This is a genomic window from Bdellovibrio bacteriovorus (assembly GCF_001592745.1).
Classification (GTDB): Bacteria; Bdellovibrionota; Bdellovibrionia; order Bdellovibrionales; family Bdellovibrionaceae; genus Bdellovibrio; species Bdellovibrio bacteriovorus_B.
On sequence record NZ_LUKD01000005.1, the window covers coordinates 1 to 22,257 of the forward strand.

General features: G+C 44.6%; 25 protein-coding genes and 1 tRNA gene. 16 read left to right on the plus strand and 10 right to left on the minus strand.

Features of this window, described 5'->3' with window-relative positions; all coding sequences use genetic code 11:
* Positions 1–107: 107 nt before the first annotated feature.
* Positions 108–512 (minus strand): hypothetical protein, encoded by a 405-nt coding sequence (locus AZI87_RS10590; protein WP_063206673.1) that lies wholly within the window; start codon positions 510–512, stop codon positions 108–110.
* A gap of 76 nt (positions 513–588) precedes the next feature.
* On the opposite strand from AZI87_RS10590, the gene AZI87_RS10595 reads away from it, so the two are divergent.
* Complete coding sequence (locus AZI87_RS10595; RefSeq protein WP_063206674.1) at positions 589–1,779, plus strand: MFS transporter; 1,191 nt, start codon at positions 589–591, stop codon at positions 1,777–1,779.
* On the opposite strand, the gene AZI87_RS10600 is transcribed toward AZI87_RS10595, so the two are convergent.
* Entirely contained in the window at positions 1,776–1,982 is a 207-nt protein-coding gene (locus tag AZI87_RS10600) for a hypothetical protein (protein WP_063206675.1), read from the minus strand. The two genes, AZI87_RS10595 and AZI87_RS10600, sit on opposite strands and share 4 nt — an antisense overlap.
* 168 nt (positions 1,983–2,150) lie before the next feature.
* Here AZI87_RS10600 and AZI87_RS10605 point away from each other — a divergent pair, with 168 nt between their 5' ends.
* From AZI87_RS10605 to AZI87_RS10650, 10 genes are all read left to right on the plus strand, one after another.
* Positions 2,151–2,642 carry a hypothetical protein gene (locus AZI87_RS10605; protein WP_063206676.1) on the plus strand — a complete coding sequence of 164 codons (492 nt, stop codon included), beginning with the start codon at positions 2,151–2,153 and terminating at the stop codon, positions 2,640–2,642.
* Positions 2,639–3,913: an NfeD family protein gene (locus tag AZI87_RS10610; protein ID WP_063206677.1), complete on the plus strand. Its 1,275-nt coding sequence runs from the start codon at positions 2,639–2,641 to the stop codon at positions 3,911–3,913. Before AZI87_RS10605 ends, AZI87_RS10610 begins: the two co-directional genes overlap by 4 nt.
* Positions 3,914–3,923: 10 nt before the next feature.
* On the plus strand, positions 3,924–4,673 hold the full coding sequence (locus tag AZI87_RS10615) for a slipin family protein (RefSeq protein ID WP_063206678.1): 750 nt from the start codon (positions 3,924–3,926) through the stop codon (positions 4,671–4,673).
* Between the two features lie 92 nt (positions 4,674–4,765).
* Entirely contained in the window at positions 4,766–5,923 is a 1,158-nt protein-coding gene (locus tag AZI87_RS10620) for a SpoIID/LytB domain-containing protein (protein ID WP_253696719.1), read from the plus strand.
* Positions 5,924–5,959: 36 nt separating this feature from the next.
* On the plus strand, positions 5,960–7,783 hold the full coding sequence (locus tag AZI87_RS10625; RefSeq protein WP_063206679.1) for a hypothetical protein: 1,824 nt from the start codon (positions 5,960–5,962) through the stop codon (positions 7,781–7,783).
* A 468-nt stretch (positions 7,784–8,251) separates the two neighbouring features.
* On the plus strand, positions 8,252–9,019 hold the full coding sequence (locus AZI87_RS10630; protein WP_063206680.1) for a hypothetical protein: 768 nt from the start codon (positions 8,252–8,254) through the stop codon (positions 9,017–9,019).
* A gap of 80 nt (positions 9,020–9,099) precedes the next feature.
* The gene (locus AZI87_RS10635) at positions 9,100–9,711 is read left to right on the plus strand and encodes a hypothetical protein (protein WP_063206681.1); all 612 of its coding nucleotides are present in this window, start codon (positions 9,100–9,102) and stop codon (positions 9,709–9,711) included.
* A 115-nt stretch (positions 9,712–9,826) separates the two neighbouring features.
* Positions 9,827–10,705 carry a site-specific tyrosine recombinase gene (locus AZI87_RS10640; protein ID WP_063206682.1) on the plus strand — a complete coding sequence of 293 codons (879 nt, stop codon included), beginning with the start codon at positions 9,827–9,829 and terminating at the stop codon, positions 10,703–10,705.
* 86 nt (positions 10,706–10,791) lie between these two features.
* Complete coding sequence (locus AZI87_RS10645) at positions 10,792–12,240, plus strand: ATP-binding protein (protein ID WP_063206683.1); 1,449 nt, start codon at positions 10,792–10,794, stop codon at positions 12,238–12,240.
* 75 nt (positions 12,241–12,315) lie between these two features.
* Positions 12,316–12,389: transfer RNA gene (locus AZI87_RS10650), tRNA-Cys, on the plus strand.
* Between the two features lie 95 nt (positions 12,390–12,484).
* On the opposite strand, the gene AZI87_RS10655 is transcribed toward AZI87_RS10650, so the two are convergent.
* Entirely contained in the window at positions 12,485–13,120 is a 636-nt protein-coding gene (locus tag AZI87_RS10655; RefSeq protein WP_063206684.1) for a hypothetical protein, read from the minus strand.
* A 354-nt stretch (positions 13,121–13,474) separates the two neighbouring features.
* Between AZI87_RS10655 and AZI87_RS10660 the strand changes: the two genes are divergently transcribed.
* A complete protein-coding gene (locus AZI87_RS10660; protein ID WP_155722554.1) occupies positions 13,475–13,888 on the plus strand; it encodes a hypothetical protein in 414 nt (137 codons plus the stop codon).
* A gap of 11 nt (positions 13,889–13,899) precedes the next feature.
* Positions 13,900–14,196 carry a hypothetical protein gene (locus AZI87_RS10665; RefSeq protein ID WP_063206686.1) on the plus strand — a complete coding sequence of 99 codons (297 nt, stop codon included), beginning with the start codon at positions 13,900–13,902 and terminating at the stop codon, positions 14,194–14,196.
* A 60-nt stretch (positions 14,197–14,256) separates the two neighbouring features.
* Here the strand turns inward: AZI87_RS10665 and AZI87_RS10670 are convergent, their stop codons facing one another.
* Genes AZI87_RS10670 through AZI87_RS10680 form a run of 3 tightly spaced genes read right to left on the minus strand, consistent with a single transcriptional unit; the run spans position 14,257 to position 15,784 of the window.
* Positions 14,257–14,862: a DNA-3-methyladenine glycosylase I gene (locus tag AZI87_RS10670; RefSeq protein WP_063206687.1), complete on the minus strand. Its 606-nt coding sequence runs from the start codon at positions 14,860–14,862 to the stop codon at positions 14,257–14,259.
* Positions 14,863–14,909: 47 nt separating this feature from the next.
* Positions 14,910–15,197, minus strand: coding sequence for a YciI family protein (locus tag AZI87_RS10675; RefSeq protein ID WP_063206688.1), 288 nt, complete (start codon positions 15,195–15,197; stop codon positions 14,910–14,912).
* A gap of 17 nt (positions 15,198–15,214) precedes the next feature.
* The gene (locus AZI87_RS10680; protein WP_063206689.1) at positions 15,215–15,784 is read right to left on the minus strand and encodes a TetR/AcrR family transcriptional regulator; all 570 of its coding nucleotides are present in this window, start codon (positions 15,782–15,784) and stop codon (positions 15,215–15,217) included.
* Between the two features lie 649 nt (positions 15,785–16,433).
* On the opposite strand from AZI87_RS10680, the gene AZI87_RS10685 reads away from it, so the two are divergent.
* Positions 16,434–16,760, plus strand: a complete 327-nt coding sequence (locus AZI87_RS10685) for a KH domain-containing protein (RefSeq protein WP_063206690.1) — start codon at positions 16,434–16,436, stop codon at positions 16,758–16,760.
* Here AZI87_RS10685 and AZI87_RS10690 read toward each other — a convergent pair.
* Genes AZI87_RS10690 through AZI87_RS10705 form a run of 4 tightly spaced genes read right to left on the minus strand, consistent with a single transcriptional unit; the run spans position 16,757 to position 19,053 of the window.
* Positions 16,757–17,182: a FixH family protein gene (locus AZI87_RS10690; protein ID WP_063206691.1), complete on the minus strand. Its 426-nt coding sequence runs from the start codon at positions 17,180–17,182 to the stop codon at positions 16,757–16,759. The two genes, AZI87_RS10685 and AZI87_RS10690, sit on opposite strands and share 4 nt — an antisense overlap.
* A gap of 9 nt (positions 17,183–17,191) precedes the next feature.
* Positions 17,192–18,091, minus strand: coding sequence for a hypothetical protein (locus AZI87_RS10695; protein ID WP_063206692.1), 900 nt, complete (start codon positions 18,089–18,091; stop codon positions 17,192–17,194).
* Positions 18,088–18,507, minus strand: coding sequence for a hypothetical protein (locus AZI87_RS10700; RefSeq protein WP_063206693.1), 420 nt, complete (start codon positions 18,505–18,507; stop codon positions 18,088–18,090). The genes AZI87_RS10695 and AZI87_RS10700 overlap by 4 nt, the downstream gene beginning before the upstream one ends.
* On the minus strand, positions 18,508–19,053 hold the full coding sequence (locus AZI87_RS10705) for a redoxin family protein (RefSeq protein ID WP_063206694.1): 546 nt from the start codon (positions 19,051–19,053) through the stop codon (positions 18,508–18,510).
* Positions 19,054–19,187: 134 nt separating this feature from the next.
* Here AZI87_RS10705 and AZI87_RS10710 point away from each other — a divergent pair, with 134 nt between their 5' ends.
* Entirely contained in the window at positions 19,188–21,275 is a 2,088-nt protein-coding gene (locus AZI87_RS10710; RefSeq protein WP_063206695.1) for a site-specific recombinase, read from the plus strand.
* The gene (locus tag AZI87_RS10715; protein WP_063206696.1) at positions 21,272–21,994 is read left to right on the plus strand and encodes a dolichyl-phosphate beta-glucosyltransferase; all 723 of its coding nucleotides are present in this window, start codon (positions 21,272–21,274) and stop codon (positions 21,992–21,994) included. The genes AZI87_RS10710 and AZI87_RS10715 overlap by 4 nt, the downstream gene beginning before the upstream one ends.
* Positions 21,995–22,257 lie beyond the last annotated feature (263 nt).

Here is a 22,257-nt window from a genome sequence, read left to right on the forward strand (position 1 = left end):
AGATAGATAGATAGATAGATCGGCCCCGATGCAAAGCTTGTGGACTCTAAAGAATATAATTCGCGAAGGAAAATCAGCTGGCCAGATCGTCAAATGTTCCTTTTGACCTACCGACGAACGCCCCAGCCATACAAATCGATATAAATACTGTCATTGATAAAAGCGAAGCGCAGTCTGCCGTGATGGGAGCCTTCAAACCACGGACGGAACTCTACGCGTGTGAGGCACACCTGTTCTGGAGCCAAAATAGGCGGGCAGTTGCTTTGGGCCCAATAGCTGGAGCCCATAATAAAGACTCCGCGCAACTGAACGGGGTGGTTGCCGGTGTTTCTTAAGGTGAAGTCCACCCAGCGGCTGAAGTTGATCCATTGACTGCCGAAGTTGTATGAATAGTAGCGATCGCCTTTGGTTTCGATTTGACCTGTTTGTGTTTTGATCTCTACCGGAGTTGGAGCTGCGAAAGAAGAGACTGACAATAACAAACCTAAAAGAGCAGGCATTAGAACTTTCATACAAACCTCCGACACCTTTATTTTTTACCAATAAGAAATTGGTCGCAAAGTTTTTCCGTAGTATGCTTTCGTTGTCATGAATGAGTCTGTTTGGTCGCCCATGAAATTATCTTTGTACCGGTCCTTCTGGATCTGTGCTTTTTTGTCAAATTTGGGGACGTGGATTCAAGATGTGGCGGCCAGTTGGGTGATGACACATTTAAATACCTCTCCGCTTGTTATTTCACTGCTAGCCTTTTCGACGAATCTTCCGGTTTTGTTCTTAAGCATTCCCGCTGGATTTGTGGCTGATCTAGGACATCGCCGGCGCATTCTTCTTTTTGCGCAAGGTCTTATGTTCGTAGCGGCGGGTTTGCTTGCATATCTAGTGTGGCAGGAAAAAATCACCGAACTCAGTTTGTTAGCGTTGGCCCTGACAATGGGGATTGGATTTGCAATGACGAATCCCGCGTTTCAATCTGTGCTGACGGACTTAGTTCCGCATCCCATGCAGCAGCAAGCTGTGCTTGTGTACTACATGGGAATTAACATCACGCGAGTGCTCGGGCCTACAGTCGGCGGAGGTTTGCTGAGCGCCTTCGGCCCCAGTACAGCTTTCTTAGTCAACAGCATTTCATTCTTGGGGCTTATTTGCTTTTTCTGGATTTGGCCCGTGAAAGAAGAACATGCTGAAACAAAAAAGAAAATCACTCTGACGGAAGAAGATTGGAAGCCTCTTTTCTCTCTTCACAATTTAAAGCTCTGGGTTGAAATTTTCTTCGTCACCTTCTGCGCGTCTTCCATGTGGGCGCTTTATCCCACGCGCGGACGGGTCGAGATGGCCTTAAATTCTTGGCAGTATGGATCCCTCTTAGGATGTTTCGGCTTAGGAGCTTGTATTAGCGCGTTTTTGTCAGAAAAGATCATGCAACCCCATCGCACAAATAATTCGCTCGCGGGTTCGTACATTGTTTATGCGTTGGGAATTTTATTGTTGGGTTTGGCTCCAAACTTCTCAGTCATGTGTCTGGCGATGTTCTTATGTGGAACCGGTTGGTTGGTGCTATCAACATTGATGAATATGAGTTCTCGCCAGATCACTGGCAAATCGCACTTGAAGGCGACGATGTTGGGCGTTTTTCTTGCGGTGTTTTATGCGGGCATGGCGATCGGCTCGGTCAGTTGGGGAGCCGTTGCTCGTTTAAGCCAAACATCGTGGGCGCTCGTTATTGCGGCCGCAGCGTTGGCCTTGATTGGATTTGCGAAGGGACTTCGTGCGCGCGTTTAGTGAACGCGGTGATTGCGAGGTTCTTTTTCAGAAGAGCAACAAGGGCATTGAGCTTTTTCTTGAAGCACATGAAACTCGGCCGCTTGTTCATAGCTAAATTCCAAAGCTCCACCACAGATATCGCAGTTATTCACAGCTTTGCGAAAGTCCTCACGCTTATTGAATTCTTCAGTGGGGAGGATATTGAATTTAAAGATTTCCATGGGATCTCCTTTACTGCCTTAGCACTGCGCACTTCGGCGTCTTAATACTCTTATCGGCGCGCATCGTCTCAACTTGAGACTAAATTTGCGGTCATTGAGGCGGTTTGAGCGCTGCATTACGTCCGGTTTTATTAGTCTATAGCCAAAGGTCTGGGTAAAATCCCTGCCATGAAAGACTATATCCACTACCTGCAAGAAGTCTTAGGCCTGCAAAACGTGATGCTTCCAGCGTCTGAATCTGGTTCTACGAAGGCTCATTTCTTCACTCAAGAAGGTGCTTTTGCACCCACATCCGTGCAGCAAAAAGAATTGGTTTTTCTCAATATTCTGACTCAAGCCAAAGAAAGTTTCTTCCTTCCTGAGGTGCGCGATCTTTTCGACAAGATGAAGACTGCGATGAAGCTCAAGAACATCCAAGTTCTCGAACTCGACTGCACGGTGGAAGATCGCTCGCAACTTCCGTCAGAACTGGCACAGATTTGCGAAAGTCGTGTGGTCGTCGTTTTCAGTTCTTTTCCTAAGGATTTGGGAGAGTTGATTTTCAAAGGCCCTGGCAAATGGATTGAAACCTACAGCCCGGCCTATTTGCTTGAAGATGCTGCGGCAAAAAAGGTCGTGTGGAATGATTTGCAAAAAGTGATGAAGGAACTAGGGTTATGATCAAAGTCATCGCCACTCTTTTCGTAACTCTGTTTCTGGCAGCTCAGGTTGAAGCGGCCTGCACTTTAGCGGTTACTATCAACGAAGCAATCACAGCCTCCACTTCAGACTATTTGGCTCGCGCAGAAAAAAGAGCGAAAGAACAAAAGTGTGATTCGTTATTTGTCCGTATGAATACTCCAGGCGGAAGTTTGCAAAGCACGCGTTTGATCGTCGAACAAATTCTGGCTTCAGACATTCCTTATCTTTGTTTGATCACTCCTAGCGGAGGCGGCGCAGGCAGTGCCGGGGCCATTATTCTTCAAGCCTGCCACGTCAATGGCGGCTTAACTGCAACGAATATTGGAGCCGCGACGCCTATTCTGGGAACAGGTGAAGCCACTCCTGAAGACTTACGCAAAAAAATCATCAACGACACCGTTAGCTGGCTTGAAGGAGTTACACAGCTACGCGGTCGCAACTTGGAATTTGCGAAAGAAATTGTCACTGAAGCAAAATCACTGAGCAGCGAAGCCGCTCACAAAGCGAAAGCTTTAGACATCTTGGCACAAAACGAGTCTGAATTTTTAAAACAATCGGAAGCGCGAACAGTTTTAATAAATGAAAAGAAAGAGCTTTCGGTCAAAGTGGGGGAGTTGCAAGAATTCGCCCCTGATCTCCGTTATAAAGTTTTAGGCTTTATCGCAGACCCCGAGTTTGCATATCTTCTTTTTATGGGAAGCTTAGGGCTTCTTTATGTCGAAATCACAAATCCAGGGATGATTGCGCCAGGAGTGATCGGTGGCATCGGACTAGTCCTTTCCCTGGTAGCTTTTCATAAGTTGGATGTTGCTTGGGGAGGATTGGCTTTGATCCTTCTAGGTATCGCTTTCCTTGTTTTAGAAATATTTGTGACTAGCTTCGGTCTTTTGGGAATCGGTGGTTTAGTCGCGGTGTTCGTTGGAAGTTTATTTTTATTCGATGCTCAATCGACGGGATATACGTTGCCATTGTCCCTGATTATTTCTGTTGTCGCTGTACTGGGCGTTTTCTTTTTAGGAATTGGCTATCTGGCGCTAAAGACGATTCGTCATAAAAGCAAAGACGCCGATGCTGATTTGGCCAATCACACGGGTGTAGTGATGACAGTCGAAGCTCACGGGCATCGTGGGCAGATTCAGATCATGGGTGAAACATGGATCTTCGTTTCGGAAGATTCGTTACAGGTGAACGACCGCGTGCAAGTCACCGGTCGCCAGGGTCTTACTTTAAATGTAAAAAAAGTTTTATAAGGAGAAAATAATGGAATTTTTAATAGCCATAGTCATCATCGGTGGAATCATCCTAAGTTCCATGGTCAAAATTCTTAACGACTGGGAGCGCGGTGTTGTTCTTCGTTTAGGTAAAGCTGTCGGCGTGCGTGGCCCCGGCCTCATCCTGCTTATTCCTTTCGTTGAACGCATGATTAAGATCGACACACGTACAATCGCCATGGACGTGCAACCTCAAGACGTCATCACCAAAGACAACGTGAGCATGCAAGTAAATGCCGTTGTTTACTTCAAAGTGATTTCTCCGCTAGAGGCGATCACAAAAATTGAAGACTACTACTTCGCAACAAGCCAACTTGCGCAAACAACTTTGCGTTCGGTAATGGGACAATACCCTTTGGATGACGTGTTAGAGCACAGAGACAAGATCAACTCGGCTCTTCAAGGTATCTTGGATAAGCACACAGAAGCTTGGGGTATCAAGGTCACGATGGTGGAAGTAAAACAGATCGACCTTCCAAAAGAAATGCAAAGAGCGATGGCACGTGAGGCGGAAGCAGAACGTGAGCGTCGTGCGAAAGTTATTAGTGCCGAAGGTGAAGTTCAGCGTGCGCAGAAACTTCAAGAGGCTTCAAATACTTTGGCTGGATCTCCTTCCGCTTTGCAGTTAGCTTACCTGCAAACCTTGACGGAAATCGCAGGGGACAAGACGAACACGGTCATCTTTCCTTTGCCGCTGGATATCATTAAGCCACTTTTGGATGCCCAAAAGCAAAACTAGACTTTCATCTGCGCTCATCTGTGCGGTTTAATAGGGGGGTAAGGCATGAAGCCTTGCCCTTTTTGTTTTAAATCTTCATGGATGGAGTGTCAGTGAAACTGATTTGGGCGTCTTTGTGTTTCATCTTTGTGTATGTCAGTTTTCTTTCCGACGCGCAATCCTCCCTCATCCCAGGGTCGGAGCTAGTGCGTGTTCGTCTTTTATCTACATCTCAAAAAGTTCAAATCTCGGGCCTGGGCCTTAAATTTCACAATTTAGATCGTCCTTATCGCCAGGTTGCGATTCCTGACAGTGGCCAGGCAGAGGTGCGCTTGATGGAAAGAGAAGGGAAGAAGGTTTGGTCTTTAAGAATCAACAATAAAGATCCTGAAACTCTTTTCTCTGAAAAGTTTCTTTATATCCAAGGTGAAAACTTGCGGGTGGGTGCACAAGCATTGCCAGAAAAAGTTCTTCTTCACGCCAGTAAAGAAAAGGTCGACGTCGTCGGCGTGATGCCCTTAGAAGATTATGTCGTGGGAGTGCTTGCCAGTGAAATGCCTTTATCTTGGCCCATGGAAAGCTTAAAAGCCCAAGCCGTGGCGGCAAGATCCTACGCTCTTGCTGTTATGAATGAACGCAAAGACAAGCCCTATCATTTAGAAAGCAGCATCTTAGATCAGGTTTTCCGGCACGTTCTTGCCGAAGATGAAAACGATCCTTTGATTAAAAAAGCTCTGCAAGCGGTTAGGGAAACTCAAGGGCAAAAGCTGTATGCCTCTAATGATAAAGTTCTTAAAGCGTTCTTTCATTCTGATTGCGGTGGTAAAACGACGACAGCCAAAAGTGTCTGGAATCATGGAGTGAATACCGGAACAGCGATAGACAGTTCGTGCCCGACAAACCCGCGTGCGAATTGGAAGCTGTCCTTATCTAAAGAAGAGTTGCATAAGCGCCTGCAGCTTCCACCGATTGCAAAAATAGATTTTATTCGCAACGCCGCCGACAAGCGTGTTCTTACGGTGAAGGTCGCCATGAATGATTCTTCCTTCGCCGAGATTCCAGCCAATGATTTCCGGCAAAAGATCGGGTTCACGGAACTTCGCAGTACAATGTTTACAATGAATAAAGTCGGTGAAAATTTTGTATTCGAAGGTCGTGGTTTTGGCCATGGCGTTGGATTATGTCAATGGGGGAGCCGTGCGCTCTCGCGTTCCGGAATGAATTATAAACAGATCTTAACACACTATTACCCCTTAGCCCGACTTAAGTAAATACAGCGAGCCAGTGAATCCTCCGAAAAGTTGAATATGAAAACATCAGCTTTTTTAGTGAGTCTTGTCGTCGTGAGTTTCTCATCATCTTCTTTGGCAACAGAGGCGGAAATGCCTTGTATCGATTGCGGTGTTACGGAAAATAAACCCGTCAATTCGCTGAAGTCCTTCGCGCAAGCCTTGAACTCGGGAAACACCCATTGGATCGATGGGTATTTTTATGCTGACACCAAAGTCGTCGGTAAAGAGTTAGATGTCACATTCAAAAATCCCAAGGATCTGGAGCTTTCACAAAGTTCTCAAAGCAAAGTCAATTCCGCCTATCTCGCTTTTCTTTCGCAAAAAAGTCTTAACGACGCTGTCGCTTACGCTCATAAAAGTGGTGTCTCGTTCAATCATGAAGAAAAGCTTTTACTTTTAAGCATGATCGGAAGTCGCCTTTCTGCTGGTTACAGCGCGACGGGGACAGAGAATAAAAACTTAGAAGCGGTTTATCAAAACGCCGTTCGCCAGCAAAAAGAGGGTGGCATCTGTGGAGACATTCATCGCGTTCTTGGTGAGGTCGCAAAGAGCTTGGGTTTCGAAGCCGTGGGCCATCACAACGGTCAGTGGCAGCAGAATCTAGATAAAGACAAAGTTGGCGGACACGCGATTCTTCATTTCCGCGATCCCAAAACGGGTGAATACTATGTGCAAAACTATTCTCAGCTTTACAATACAAAGCAGAAGACACTGCAGTCTGCGGTCGATGTTTCCTCTAAAATTTTAGGCGTCCTGACAGGAACTCAATATGTTGAGTCTCGTCCTGGAAAAGTGCATGAGTATGTTCCCGCGACTTCGCAATGGGTGCAAGAGTCGATCAAAGGTGTGGCGCTTTTCAAACCTGATCAAAGTGCTTTCACAGTGCGTGCTTCTAATAACGAGCAGACCATTGCTGTGCAAATGGGAACAAAAACGGTTAAAGGCTTTATGTTGGGCACTCAAGTTCGCACTGACGAAGGCACGTATCGTCTTGAAGCTGCAGGCCTTTCCGCTCGAACGGGGGCAAGCATTATTTCTGATGGAAAGTTGATCGATGAGGTGAAGGTCACAGCTGAAACTTACGGTGGCGCCCTTCGTTTAACGGCTCCCGGTTTTGACCGCATGACGAATACCTTCAAAGACGGTGAAAGAAGCACCTTGTTCTTTGGTTCGGATCTTAAAGGGTCCGCGCGTATCAATAATACGACCGGAAAAGTTGAACTCAGCACCTCTACTTTTGATTTTAAACCCAAAAGCGGTGACCAAGATAAGAATACAACTTCAGGCGTTCGCACGGAACTCAAAGCAGGTGTAGAGCATGAATGGAAAGAGCTGAACTTAAAAGCTTCTGCCGACCGCACTTGGAGCTTCATGCCAGTTCAATTAGAACAGAAACATCAACGAGAATTCCAAACAACTTATGACCGCGTCGGTGTGATCTATGACACCAGCAAGCCCGATAAAAAGGAAGCTTATCTTGTTGTGGGGGCGGATGTTTATTTCTTGGAAGGAGTGAATACATCCTCCGCGATTGCCGTTCGCAACTCTATTAAGGCTGTTTTGCCGACAGAGAAGTTAGGCACTTTCAGCGTGAGTGCCGATCTGGGACGCATCGTTGACAACAAAAGCAAAGACCCCTTTTACGACATCAAGCCAGCTTCCTCGGTTTCTGTAGAATGGACGAAGAAGCTTAATAAAATGTTCGAGTTGGGCGCCAATGTGTCCCACACGCGCGGAAATCAAATCACGCCATTTGGAGTTATCGGTCCGGTGTCACCAGTTATGGGAACAACTCAAAACAAAGTCCAAGGAATGGTCTTCTTGCACGGTAAGTTCTAATTTATTCGGGAAGAAACGAAGAGCTAGAAATAAAAAAAGGATCTTCGCAAGGAAGGTCCTTCGTAAAAGTTTGGAAAGTCTAAATTCAGTTAAATTTTAGAATCCCAAAAAGACTCGAGCTGCGAACATAAAAACTGCGCCCAAGATCAATGCATTAGTTGCTGTGATAGTCATGACTAATTCCTTTATATTTTCGCTACAATCCCATTTCGGTAAGGTGAGGAAAAATCTTAAATATTTTCTTTTTCGTCGAACTTTTTGCCATCTCAAGATGTGACAGTAGTGCCCATTTTGCGCACCTGCCACAGACGTTAGACGACAAACAGGCTGCTGTTTCAACACGAGAAATGTGACTATTGTATTGTGGTTTCAATAGTTTGGCGCACTTTTAGTGGGTTGGCACAAGCATCGCAATAGTATCCTCGTGAGCGGTCCCTTTTAAACCGGACTGCTTAAAGAGAGGCTGATATGAAAACATTCAACTCAAAACTGATCCTAACGATGGCAGCATTCGCACTTATGGGTGTAGGTTGTGGTCAAAGCAATCAGTTCCAAACGAATTCAGTAGTTCAGCCACCACTCATTGGCGGAGAAGGTATCATCCCTGATTCTCCAGATGGAAGTGGCTCTAACAATAACGGTTCCACTGCAACAGGTTCAAACACTGTGACATTCACTCCGGTGTCTATCTCAGAGTTTAACTCTTACGTAGCAATGCATCCGTTGAACAACCCAACGAACTTTAAACTGACAGTTGATTTGAACAACGCAGGTAATGGTAGATACGCAGGTGTCGTAAAAATCTCTTACGTAGACACTGGTTACCAATATGAAGGTAAGTTTGAAGCGGGTTCCGGCACAAACGTAAGCTATAAAGGTATGAAAGATAACGGTTTGATGGAAGCTGAGTTCAACAGATGGTTCATCATCAATGGTAAGTACTACTTCTCTGCATACTTCCAAGATGCTTACGGTGCGATCGTGCTAGTAGTTGATAACTATATCAACCAAGGTGACGCTCAAGGTTCAGGAACATTGTCGGGCTCTGTTTACTACAAAAACTTTGCTCAATCCTATGTTCAACAATCACCTTACAGAAAATGCTGGTACATCTATGACGGTCCTTACAACTGCCGCGCTTCTGCTGTGATGAACAAAAACACTCCATACCCTGGAGACGGTTACAGAAAGCTTGGTACATTCTCAGGACTTTCTAAAGCAGCAGCGATCAAATAAGAGTGACGGATAACGAAGTAGAAATTAGATAGAAGTTTAACTAGGGATTAAAAGAAAGAATTGGAAACTAGGAGAGATTTATGGAAAGACTTAACAAAAAGACTTTAAGTTTTCCAGCAATGGTATTCACAAAAGCTTTAGCAGCGCTGGGAATTGTTCTGACACTGGCAGCGTGTGGTAAAGGTGGTAGCGGCGGGACAACGCCGATCGTGGGTATCAATGGTTGCCAAAACTGCGGTGGTATTACTGCTCCAACAGTGATCACAACTTTTAGCAGCCAAGCATCGACCAACGCATTTACTTTGTCGAATATGCAAGTGTATGCGCAGGCGGGTTTGATTCAGCCAAATGCTTCAGGTTACAACTATAAGTGGTACAACGGTCCCATTGCGATGCAAGGAACTCTCACTGTACCAACTACGTTCTACGATACTACAAACTCAGGCTGTGTGGTGCCAGCAGGAACTTACTACTTGCAGACATACTCTGTAGGACAGCTTGGCAACCTAGGTGCAAACGTATCAGTTCCAGCATTGCTAACAACTGCGGGTAACATCGAGTTGAAGATCGAATCTACTGGAGTTGCTGGAGGCGGTTTCGTCGATGAAGGTCGTAAGCTTTATGCAAAAGTTACGATCGTACGCGCGAATGGCTACGTATGTTCAGCGATGTTTGCTGATACGATCTTGTAATATCAAAACTTAAGAATAACTTGCGCCCCAAGGATAAAACCTTGGGGCTTTTTATTTCAAAAGCCTTACATAATAATTGCTTGCGCTTCGAGGAAAGTCTAGGTCTAATATCGGTATGGAATTACCTCTTTGGATCGACTTCTTTGATGAGCTTCAAAATGTCCGGGGACGTTCTCAGAATACGGTGATGGCATATCGCCGTGATTTAGAACTCTACATGGAATACAAAAAAACCAACAAAACGGTGAGCGGATTTTATGAGTTTATGAAGAAAAATAAACTCTCCACGCGTTCTCAAGCGCGCGTGATTTCTTCTCTGCGCACGTATTTCAAGTTCTGTGAGACACGCGGGATGAAATGTGAGGAGCTTCGTGAGCTTCGTCCGCCGAAAGTGAAAGTCGGACTTCCTAAAGTTTTAACTCCACAAGAATTCCAAATGCTTTTTGATGCGGCTGAAGTGCAAGATCCTATTCGCACAGCTCGCAATCAGCTGACTTTGCTTTTCTTGTATGGCTTGGGTTGCCGCGTTTCTGAATTGATTGCTTTAAACATCGTAGACTTCAATCCGACGGATCGTTGGATCAAAGTTCTAGGTAAAGGCAGCAAAGAGCGTTTGGTTCCTTTGACTGAAAAGCTTGCGGAAAATCTAACCACTTATCTTAAAGAACACCGTCCGATGTTAGTGAAAGAAAACAGCCCTTCGATCTTGATTAATGATCGCGGTCATCGTCCTTCACGCGTCGATGTGTGGAGATGGTTGGCAGCTTGGTCTTTAAGAGCGGGATTCCCAGAACCTGTGAATCCACATCGCTTCCGTCATGGATGCGCGACGGCTCTTTTGGAAAGTGGTGCGGATCTTCGTTCGATTCAAATGTTGTTGGGTCACGCAAGTATTCAAACAACACAAATCTATACGAGTGTAACGACAAATACGATGTCGCGCACGATTGAAGAACACCATCCGCTGTCGCAGATGGTCGAAGTGGACAAATAGATCGTCCGAACCTCGAAGGGGCTTCAGAATAAGAAGCCCTTTGTTTTTTTCGTAAGTCGAGATTTCTTTTGCAAAGATATTTCGGCATGAAAATACAGTCTTTAATTCGTGAAAATGATCGTCTGGTGCCAGTGGAAGTCGAACTTTCTTTGATTCCTGGGTTGCCACAAATTCAATTCTTGGGTCTTCCTGATCAAGCCATCAAAGAAAGCATTCATCGAATCAAAAGTGCCATTCGTGCTCAAGGTTTTGAATTTCCGAAAGCGCAGCAGATTTTAGTGAATCTTCGTCCTTCGCATTTGAAAAAGTCTTCGCGAGGGTTGGAACTCGCCGTGGCTTTGGGTTTACTTTGGGAAAGTGAACAAGTCCCCAAGCCTGCGGAGGATTCTGTTTTGGTCTATGGAGAATTGTCATTAAACGGTTCTGTCTTTGAGCCCGACGATCTGACGGAAGATTTTGAAACTAGCGAAGATCGTGTTGTGTGGACAGGGGCGGGAAGTCATCGCAAAACTCCTTTTATGCGTGCCTGTTTGAAGGAGCTTCGTGATTTGCTCGCACCTGAAATTCATCCTGCAGTCGCACGAGAATATTTAATTGAAAGACCGATGTTCGGTTTAGATCTTCGTTTTCCCGAAAGACAGGCTGAACTTTTAAAACTCATTGCGATCGGTGAGCATTCGTTGTTGCTTGCGGGACCTGCCGGTTCTGGAAAAAGCACCATCGCAAAATCTTTGTTGTCTTTATTGCAAGAGCCTTCGCAAGAAGATTTTCATGAGATCTTTCGCAATAACAAAGAATCAAAGATCCCCCTAAATTGGCGTCCTATGGTTCATCCCCACCATTCAACATCGCCCCTCGGTTTGATCGGTGGGGGTGTGCCTCCTTTTAAAGGAGAATTTTCTCGCGCACATAAAGGCATCCTCGTTCTTGATGAACTTTTGGAGTTCAATCCACGCGCTCAAGAAACTTTGCGTGAACCCATGGAAGAATTCCGCATTCGTCTTAGACGGGGAAGGTATATTGAAGAACATCCTGCGGAAGCATTGGTGATCGCGACGACAAACTTATGTCCATGCGGCGATTGGGTTCCACAATCCAAAGTGGTTTGTGGTCGTTCGCTAAAGAAATGCCAATCCTATATGGAAAGACTGTCGGGACCTCTTGTCGACCGCTTTCAAGTTTTGTTCTTTACGCAAAAACGCGAAAGCGGATCTACGGTACTGGGCGCCGATATCTTAAAACACCTTGAAGAGGTTCGCCTTTTCCGAAAAAAAACCGCTCTTCATGATTTGAGATTTAGGAAGGTGTCGGCCCGTTGGAGCTGGGAAGAGCTGATCGAGGATCTTCCTCGTTTTTACCTAGAAGAACTCTTTCCTAAAGAGATGATCTCTCGTCGCAGGGATTTAGCAACGCTTCGCGTTGCGAGAAGTTACGCCGACTTAGAGATGTGTGAAAAACTCGAACCCCGGCATGTAGAGCGTGCTCTGAAAGTCACTTATGTACCGTTTGAGGCATTGAAACGCCTGGGTTGCTGAGCGGTTCTATGCAGACTGTCCGTCTTTCCAATTGACTTAAAGAGCCCTAAACCTTAAATTGAGACTCCTTTTTAAGGTGGTGTAGCCAAGTGGTTAGGCCGCGGTCTGCAAAACCGCTCACGCCGGTTCAATTCCGGCCGCCACCTCCAATTCCTTCTTCTCGAAAATTTAGAAAAATTAGAATTCGCGACTAAGAGACTTCAATTAGTTAAAAGTTTTCGACGTCTAAAGCATTTTCGTTACATTACTTTATCTTCATTCCATTTTCTCGCAGGCAACTATGCTCACGAGAAAACTCAATTTCGGTGGCTTTATCATCCTTATCAAACGTAAACGTAAAAGAGGAGCCGTGCTTAAAATTCTTACATATATCTGTAGGTGTTAAATTAATATTGAAATAATAAATTGAGGAATCATCCACTACACTGGGTTGACCCAAAAGTTTTATGATTTGGTCTTTGTTCTGACCGAGTTTAAAGTTTGCAATAGAAACATCGGTTGATTTTACTTTTCTACACGTAGAGTTTTTTCGGCCTGACAAAGTGGCGGACTGAACTAACTTTTCTTCACCAAAAACTGTAAATACAATCGTTCCAATTTTATTGTTATTGTAACAGTACGACTTCTGCCCATTTTTTGATGAGGAATTCTTTGTGGTCCCCAGTTTTTTGAACAAGACTTCTGTTGAATCTTCTCCAATAGTTATTCCAAGTATTGATGAATCTTCACGAGGAATAACTGTGCTATAAATTCTTGCGTCTGCCATTCTTCCGTTTTTAAGGGAAACTGTACCTCGCGGGTAACAATCACTCTCTTTGGGGCAGGCTATCGCGGATACTGTAGACAATAAGATAGAAACGTAAATTTTGAAGTGATTCATGTTTAAATTATTCTCCTAAATCTATAAATAAGAAAACAAAATATTGTTAATATCAATGTGTTGACCTGAGGCATGTTCGCCTAGAAAAAGCAATTAGTCGGCATACACACAAAATAATTTAGTTTATTTCCATTCTACTAGGGCTTTGACTAAACTTTTGTAAATTTATTCCGATTAGTATCGTGTGGACCTGGAGGAAGTTTGAAATTTCGGACGAGTGACCTATCAATTTCACTTGCACGCAGAATGACAATACTTCATTTCTTTAAGCTATTTTTTATAGTGGTATTACCAATTTTTTTGCTCCTTTTAATTCTTGAAACCACGAGTTATTACCATCATGTCGATCACTCTATGAAAGCTGCAATAGCAATTGCATCAGATATGTCTGGTCTTTTTATTTTGACTGCGGTGATGTTAGGCTTTGTTTTACGCGGATTTTATTTCCAGATAGCGTTTAGCGAAGTTGAGATCCTAGAAAATAAAATCCTGATTCATAATCGCGGAAAAGTTAAAGAATATCCAATTGCTTCATTTAGAAAAATTGTAGTTGCAACTCCGCCGCAAGTTCTCTTGTTATCCACCCGCGAACAAAAATATGCCGCTATCGCAGTTTTTAGAAAAGGTTTTCATTTGTTCAGCTCACCTCTAATATTAAGAATTGTACCGATTGAGATTGCGGAAGAATCGGTAATTCAAATAGCTGCTGAATTGAAAATGCCAGCTCAAAAAGCTGGATTAAGTGGTATTAGTCGGAAGATTTCGTAAGAGGAGTCTGTGTGCTTAAAGAAGCTAAAATAAACGCATGGTTATTATTTGGTCCTTATGGCGTTGCGTTTATCTTTCTTCTTATTAGCCCTTTATTATCCGATTACGGCTATTTAAAAGTCCTAATGTCTGTAGGGTTTGCTTTGATACTATTTGCAAAGCTTTCGTTAAAGTTGCGTAGCAAGAAATTGATTGAATGGGGCAGTGGGGATATGACTAGAACAGAAAAAATCATTTACTACTTTGGATATCTGGTATGCCTTCTTGTAATAGTTAATGTTTGTTATATCTATATAATGACTTACTAGCAAAGTTGCCTACGTGAGCCGCAGAGCTGCTTTAGGTATGAAACTGATTACACTCTCCGGCTATGGTTTCTTAAAACTTCGCCGTTTAGCTTCAACCTTAGATCTAATAATACAACCTACAGCGTGATCATTAATAAGCCCCATCGCCTGCATGAAGGCGTACACTGTTGTTGGTCCTACGAACTTCCAGCCTTGTTTCTTTAATGCTTTTGAAAGCGCTATTGATGCTGCCGAGGTTGAAGCCGTTTGAGGTGTTGCAAGATCCTTCTTGTCGGGCTCAAAACTCCAAATATAAGCGGCTAGGGAGCCGTGAGTCCGAACGATTTCTTGCGCCATCTTGGCATTGTTGATGACGGCTTCGATTTTTCCTTTGTGGCGGATAATACCTTCGTCTTTAAGTAATCTTGTGACGTCTTTCTGGGTGAACTTTGCGACCTTGTTGAAATCAAATTGATGAAATGCTTTGCGGAAGTTTTCTCGTTTAGCGAGTATCGTGCGCCAACTTAAACCCGATTGAAATCCTTCGAGAGACAGCTTTTCAAAAAGGCGATAGTCATCGCCAACTGGGAAGCCCCATTCCTCATCATGATACTTTAAAAACTCGGGAGCTGAGGCGCTCCATGTGCAGCGCTTTTTTCTGTCAGGAAAGTGGATGGTCTTGCTCATAGTTTATCGCTTTGGAAAAAGTGAATAAAAAAATCGGGAAAAAAGATTTATGCTTTCAAAAGATCGGCGAAGCGTTCATCTAATTTAGAAGGACTGATCTCTAAGATTTCCGCTTCAACAACTTTCTCAATCACAAAGGGATCTTGATCCACACGCTTTTGAATGATTTCAAAAGAAGAGTTTTTGGCAATAATAGCGCCGCCTAGTTGAGGCTTTATGCCGCCAGCCAGAATGAAGATGCCATCTTCAAATCCTTGCTTCAGCCACTGCATGTGACCTTCCATAAATGCGCCCGCGCGGTCGCGGTTTATAAACTTCAATAAAATGATAAACATGTGTTCCTCTTGTGTGTTTAAGAAATTTTGGATTGCAGCCATTCTTCCATCTGACGAACTTCATTTTTTATAAACTTCTCATCATGGAAAGTATTTGCCAGAGTGGCGATCCCTTGACTGCGCGCAAGGATGTGCAGGGCAAGTTCATCGGCTTCTTTTTTGCAGCCAGCGGCTGCGAATTGCTTACCTAGCCAGGTTCTGAACAAGCTCATCAGTTTGTTCGCGTGAGTCTTAGAGGCATGATCCATTTTTGCAAGTTCCGTACAAAGTGTACCGACGGGACAACCGTATAATTTAATTTTCGCCTGGTTCATAACTAGCATATGAAGGAATTTGCCAATTCGTTCCGCCGGATTTTGTCCATCGGCTTCCCACCTATTCAACATTTCTTGGGTGCGATGCAGGCGCAACTTGATCACAGATTCAAGGATTTCATCTTTGGTTTTGAAGTGGTGATAAAAATTTCCGCGAGATATTTTTACCTCGTTAGCGATATCAGCAAAAGAGGTGTGTTCAAAACCTCTTTGATAAAAAAGTACATCCGCTGATTCAACGATGTGTTCGCGGGTTGATTTTTCTAAAGGCATATCGACCTCAAAGGGGAGGAGTTGACATCTCAATAGGACAAGTGTCCTAACCGACCTTAGAAGTAGGACGACCGTCCTAAAGAGTCAAGGGTTTGATTTTTGAGTTTAAATAAGATGATTGTGCGTCAGACTGAAAACGCAAAGAAAGAATAGTTATCGATTAAGATAAAACGCCATAAATACCAGCGTCCCGATCGACGGCAGAATAAACGTCAACCCCAGAATAATAAGAGTTTTAATTCGGATCTGCTTTTCATTGTCTTCGGTTGTTTTGCTCAAAAGAGGTTCTCCTTCACTGTACGGATTATTTATAAGGCGACATTTACTTTCAAAGCAACTTCGAGTTGTCATGATCTTGAATGCCGAACCAGGCAACAAAGATCTTTAACATGAAATTCGATCGTGACGTGAATCCAACATTACAAATATCTGAAAAGAATTCTGATAATTCGGCTTTGTTCGGATGTTGTTAGTAAAATAAAAGCTCAACGAATTGAAAATTTAATTCTTCGCAAAATATCCCAGCCGAATCGTGGACCTAAACTGATTTAAATCACACAAAATAATATGAATGTGGGGATTTGGCCCTTTAGAGAACATAAACAACTCCCGAAAGGTTTATTACCGAAACATTACTGGAGTGAAATAAATGACGGGCCCAAGCGAGATCAAAGTTATTAAAAAGCGTCCTGAGCTTAAAGACCTGGATTCAGGTCGAGTGCGTGAGGAAGGCAAGGAATTGTTGCAGACATTGATTCGCGGCTTGGTTGATCATCCGGATTCTATCATCGTGACATACAGTTTCGGTGATAAGACGACTGTTTATAAAGTCGAATGCGATCAAAAGTGCCTAGGCCAAATCATCGGCGCTAAGGGCAAGAATATCAACGGCGTGCGCGCGGTGATCAGCGCGACGTTGGCGCGAAAAGGTGTTCGCGCCATTGTTGAAATTCCGTACTACTGTGTCGACGCTTAAGGTTTTACATCGACATCGAATTCGCCTTTTTCGCCATTCACGAAAAGGCGGATCTGCCAGCGACCTGCCATGACGAAGTAAGCTTCAGAGACGAAGTAAATACCCTGATCCTGTTTCACAACTTTGACCGGGCCTGAACCGTGACCATGATGGCCCATGTTCATCCAAAGATCGACTTTCAAATTTTGTGGATCCACCATCACGGGTTCGCCGTTAGCAGAGGCGTACCCATAGAATTTTACTAGGAACTGAGACTCTTCAGAATCAGACGGTCCTTTTGTGAATTCAATCGAAGCGCAAACATTTGACGTTTTGAAATAAACAGGGCATGCCGCGCCAGCTTGAGCTCTGGCATTTGCACTGAAGAGAAGACCCGCAATAAGAAGAGCTGCTCCTAAAATAATAGAACCAATAAGTTTCATTTCCTTCTCCTACCGAGGCCACCGTTGTTGGTAGCTGATATTAAATGTTTTTGATAAACTTGAATTCACGGGATTGCCAATCCAACTTTGGTCGCTGTAGCTGACAGTGACCGCAGATGCGAGATTGATCATGTAGCTGCCTGAAAATCCTAAGGTGAAATTTCTTTGAGCTGTGCCATCGCTACTCGTTGCGCCTGAAAGCCGAATCGCATCTTCATATAAATAGGTGAGTGCAGAACCCACGCGATAATCGCCACGATTCCATCCAAGGCCTACGGTCTGAGTGGTTCCAAATCCAGGCTTTACTTCAACGTCTCCACCATAGGCCTCGTTCGAAATCGTGCGCGGTAAAGAGTAGTGAATTTCTCCGTTATAATTGGCGTCCCAGGTCGCCCAGGCTTTCATCAAAGCGACGCCACCGCCCAGGGAATAAAAACCGCGACCGCGAATGTCTGTGGCTGTTGTGATAGAGGAATCGTAAATGGAAGGGCTTGTTGGCAAGGTCACTTGTAAAAAAGTCAGACCTTTGGGTTTCCATCGAGAATAAGTTCTTTCAGGAAAAGTTTCATGTCCCAGGTATAAAGAAATATCGCCAACTCCGCTAGAATCAGAAGAGTTGTCAGCAGACTTCATCATCACCGGGATCGAAAATCCGGCTTGCAAGCTGTCGCTCACCAAGGACGCGCCTTCAAGTTTCAGTGTTTGCGCTAAGTTTCCATCCTGACGACGCAGCCATTTGCCATTGGCTAAAACTTCATCGCTGACTTGCGCGTAAGAATACGTACTTGTTACCTGAGCTTTGTCGTCAGCTAAAATCAGCGCGGGAAAAGAAAAACTTCCACCACAACAACTTGCGGCCAAAGACAGCGAGCCACTAAAAAGAATCAAGACAAATACAAAATATTTCATGGAACGATCATTGAGGCGTATGAAGAGTCAATCGTGACTCCGTTGTTTTTCAGTGTGAAGCGAATATCCCAATCTCCGGGCATCAAGAAGTACACGTCGGTGATGCGGTATTGAGTCGCATTGATTTTTTCGATTTTTACGGGAATCGAGCCATGGCCCATAGACGGCATCCAAAGACTGACCGCCAATTCATTGAACTGATCCGAAGGCGCTGAAAAATTTAAAACGAATGCATTGGCTTGTTCACTTGTCGGCGCATTTTCCCAGCTGATCTTAGCCATAATACGAACTTTAGAAAAGTAAGCGCCGTCGGCCATCGGCTTATTCTGCAGATGTTGGTCATCGTCCGAGACATAATCAGGATTCGCGCAACTCGCAAACAAACAGACACTTAAAATGAGCATCAGAGCTTTCACTTAGCTGTCCTCCCTTTGGATGTAGCAACCTAAAGCGCGGCCTTCTTTGTGACGAGGCGCTTTGCCTGCATGAATGTCTTCAAGAACTTCTTTTAAGAAAAACTTTTTCGCACTGGGGCCGACGTGGCTGTCGGTCACGCCGCCGTGATAGACCATTTCGCCTTTCTTATTAAAAACGAACGCATGAGGTGTTTTCAACGCACCCAGTTCGTTGGCTAGCTTAGATTTTCTATCTTGAATGACAGGAAAGGGAAGTTGAGCTTCGGCAAAATGTTGTTTGGTCTCTTCGACAGTTTCATCGGAGTTGGAATGAACACCCACAAACTGCATGCTTTTATATTCTTCCGATAATTTTTTCAGTAAAGCTTCGTGGCTGGCAGAGCAGGGACATTTAGCAGAAACAAAAATCAAGACCGTTGCCTCTTTATCTGATGTCGAAAACTGGTATTCTTTTTGTGAAGTGACATCGTTTCCGTCAAAAGTCGGCAGGGCCCATGAAAACGATGCCCAAAGTGTCAGCAGAATTAGAGTCGAAAGTCTTTGCATAAGGCCTTTCTAACACACGAGGTCTATCTCGCAAACGCCACCAAATGTTGCGTAAATCCACCTGTACGGCGCAATGCGTTTCAAATAGGCCTCTTTCCATACCTTTTTAAAAAGGATTTCTGTAAACTTTCCGTATGTTTACAAAACTTAAGGCCCTCCGAGCACGATTCATTCAATACAAGCGAAGTGGAAAAGTCCACAGCGACCTCGATGTTTTGTTATCTGGCGCTAAAGAACAACGCCAATTAGAAGATCAACTGCAATGGCTGGTGAAGCTGATGCAGTGGATTCGCTATGAAGGATCTGTTGATTCTCACTTGGAAAAAGAAACAGGCCGTCTGCCTGTAGCTCGCTTGCGCTTTTTGCTTATGGTACTCGACAGGAATCCGGAATGGAAAAAGAACGTCGCGCGCATTCTTCGTACGGTTGTTCATGAAGTCAGTGGTATTGAGCTTTATACCGATACGGGACTTCCCAAGGAACTTGGAATGTGGAGTGAGTTTTCAGATCGTCTGATGATGAAGCTTCTGCCCACTCCGCCTTTGGATCACGAGTTGGGATATTTGTTTTGGGCGCTCTTTCCAGACAAAGATGATCCATTGTGGTTGGCATCTATCGACAACGTGACCTTTGATAAACTGGTGGAGCTTTTTCAGTACGAAGTCGCAGCTGAGGAGCGTGACTGGAACCGTTTGCAAAGTGATCTTGAAGACGCTTTGGTTTACCTCGTCATTCAAGTTCGTGCGATTGGGCTTTCGCCAGCGATACGCACGCGTTTAGATAAAACAAATTTCCGTGACTCTGCGTTCTTTGCGATGATGCGCGGGCATGAAGAGTTTATGAATGCTTATCTTGCGGGTGATCGCAACCAGGCCTTTGAAAAAGCATCGCGCTTTCGCATGATTGTGTGGGAGTGCCGTCGAGAGCTCGTGCAAGTCCACAAGCATCTTGACGAGTACGGCGTGAGCATCTCGTTGGTGTTCCAGATCGCAAAACTCAGCACTTATTTACAACGCATCGACAGTCTGCTTGAGATTTTGTTAACCGAGCGCCTGGATAGTCGTAAAGTCACAAGTTTCTTTTCAAAACTCGTTCAGGAAAATCAGGATCTGCGCAGTATCAAATCTTTGTTCTCGCAAAACATCGCTTTATTCGCCCGCAAAGTCGTAGAGCGTGCTGCCGAAACGGGAGAACACTACATCACGCGCACGAAAGAACAATACCGTCACATGCTCGCGGCCGCCGGCGGTGGTGGTGCGGTGACGGCGATCACGGTTTACGTGAAAGTAGGTATTTTGGCCTTGGGGTTGGGCGGTTTCGTCGAAGGTTCTTTAGCTTCGATCAACTATGCGCTGAGCTTCGTGCTCATTCATCTTGCGGGCTTTACGCTTGGAACGAAGCAGCCGGCGATGACAGCGCCAGCGCTAGCCGAAAAAATGGAAGACGTCGATACTGAAAAAGGGATGGCGGATCTTGTGACCGAGATCACGCATTTGATTCGCTCGCAGGTGGCGTCTATTCTAGGTAACGTGATGTTCGTTATTCCAACGGTCATCTTAATTGATACGGCTTTCTTTTTATTGGTTGGACACAATATCATGTCGATGGAAAAAGCCGTTTCTGCTTATAAATCCGTAGATATCTTAGGCCCCACGGTTATCTATGCTGCTTTCACGGGAATTCTTCTTTACTCGTCAAGTTTGATTGCCGGGTGGGGAGATAACTGGTTTGCTTTAAATTCTTTGCGTAAAACTCTTGCTCGCAGCCCTAGCTTGCGCGCTATTTTTGGTAAAAGAGGCGCTCGCAATATCGCGGTCTTTTTAGAAAATAATATTTCAGGTCTCTTAGGTAATATCTCTTTAGGTATCTTGTTAGGAATGGTGCCCGAGATCATGAAGTTTTTAAGCATTCCTTTGGATGTGCGACACGTAACGCTGTCATCGGGAACTTTAGCGGGCGCTTTACCTGTGCTAGGCCTGGATTTCTTAAAGACCTGGGACTTTTGGCGCGCGGTGATTGGGATCTTTTTTGTTGGCGCGTTCAACGTGCTTGTGAGTTTTGGTATGGCATTTTACACCGCGATCAAAGCTCGTGGCGTGAATGTCACTGAAAGACGGGCGATCCGCCGTGCGATCGCAAAAAGATTTTTCGCGAATCCTTTGAGCTTCTTTATACCCGTCGGAGCCTCCATAAGGTCTTCGTCGAGTGGGAACGAACATTGAAATCAAAGATCTCTATAGTTATTCCCGCGTACAATGAAGAGCAGCGCTTGCCTAAAACTTTGCAAGCGTTGAAGTCATTTGTCGCCGAAGAAAATCCCGATTGGGTGATCACGGAAGTTCTGGTTGTCGATGATGGATCAACGGATCAAACAGCAACAGTCGCGCAGAATGATCGTGAAGGATTTCCCCTGGTGCGCTTGATATCGTTGTCTCCCAATCAAGGAAAAGGTGCGGCTGTTCATGCAGGCTTTAAAGAGGCTACGGGCGATTATATCTTGGTGGCCGACGCCGACATGGCGACTCCGTGGGAGGAACTCTTTAAACTTTTTCCGTCGACGGTAAAATCAGACATGGTCATGGGGTCGCGAGGCCTCGTGCATAGTCATATAGAAAGACGTCAGCACTGGATTCGCCAGAACATGGGAAAGACATTTAATAAGATATTAAAGCTTCTGGTCGGACTTCCTTATCAGGATACGCAATGTGGTTTTAAACTTTTGCGCAATGATGAGGTGTTTCGCTCTGAAATCTTGCCGCGCTTGCAAGTGACAAGGTTTGCGTGGGATGTGGAGCTGATAGTTCTTCTCTTAAGAAGAAATAAAATCGTGACGGAAGTGCCGATTCGTTGGCGTCATCAAGATCACTCGCACGTGCACATTATTCGCGACAGTTTAGAAATGTTGTGGACGGTGATTAAACTGAAACTGCGCCTTCGCTGACGGAAAAAGTTCGTTGTCATAAAGAACAATTCTGTGATCTCAAACAAGAAAATGAAGACTCTTAGCGTCATTTACGTTGTTTTAATATTAAGCAGAAACCAAGCTCATAAATAATGTCTTCTATAAGGGTTTCTTATATTTAACCGCGTTCCTGTCTTAAATTTGAGCTGAGGTTCCACTTTGGAACTACCAGTGCCATGACAGAAAATTTCACTTTTTTAGGTGGAAAAAAAAATTGAAGTGGTTCCAAAAGAGTACTTGAT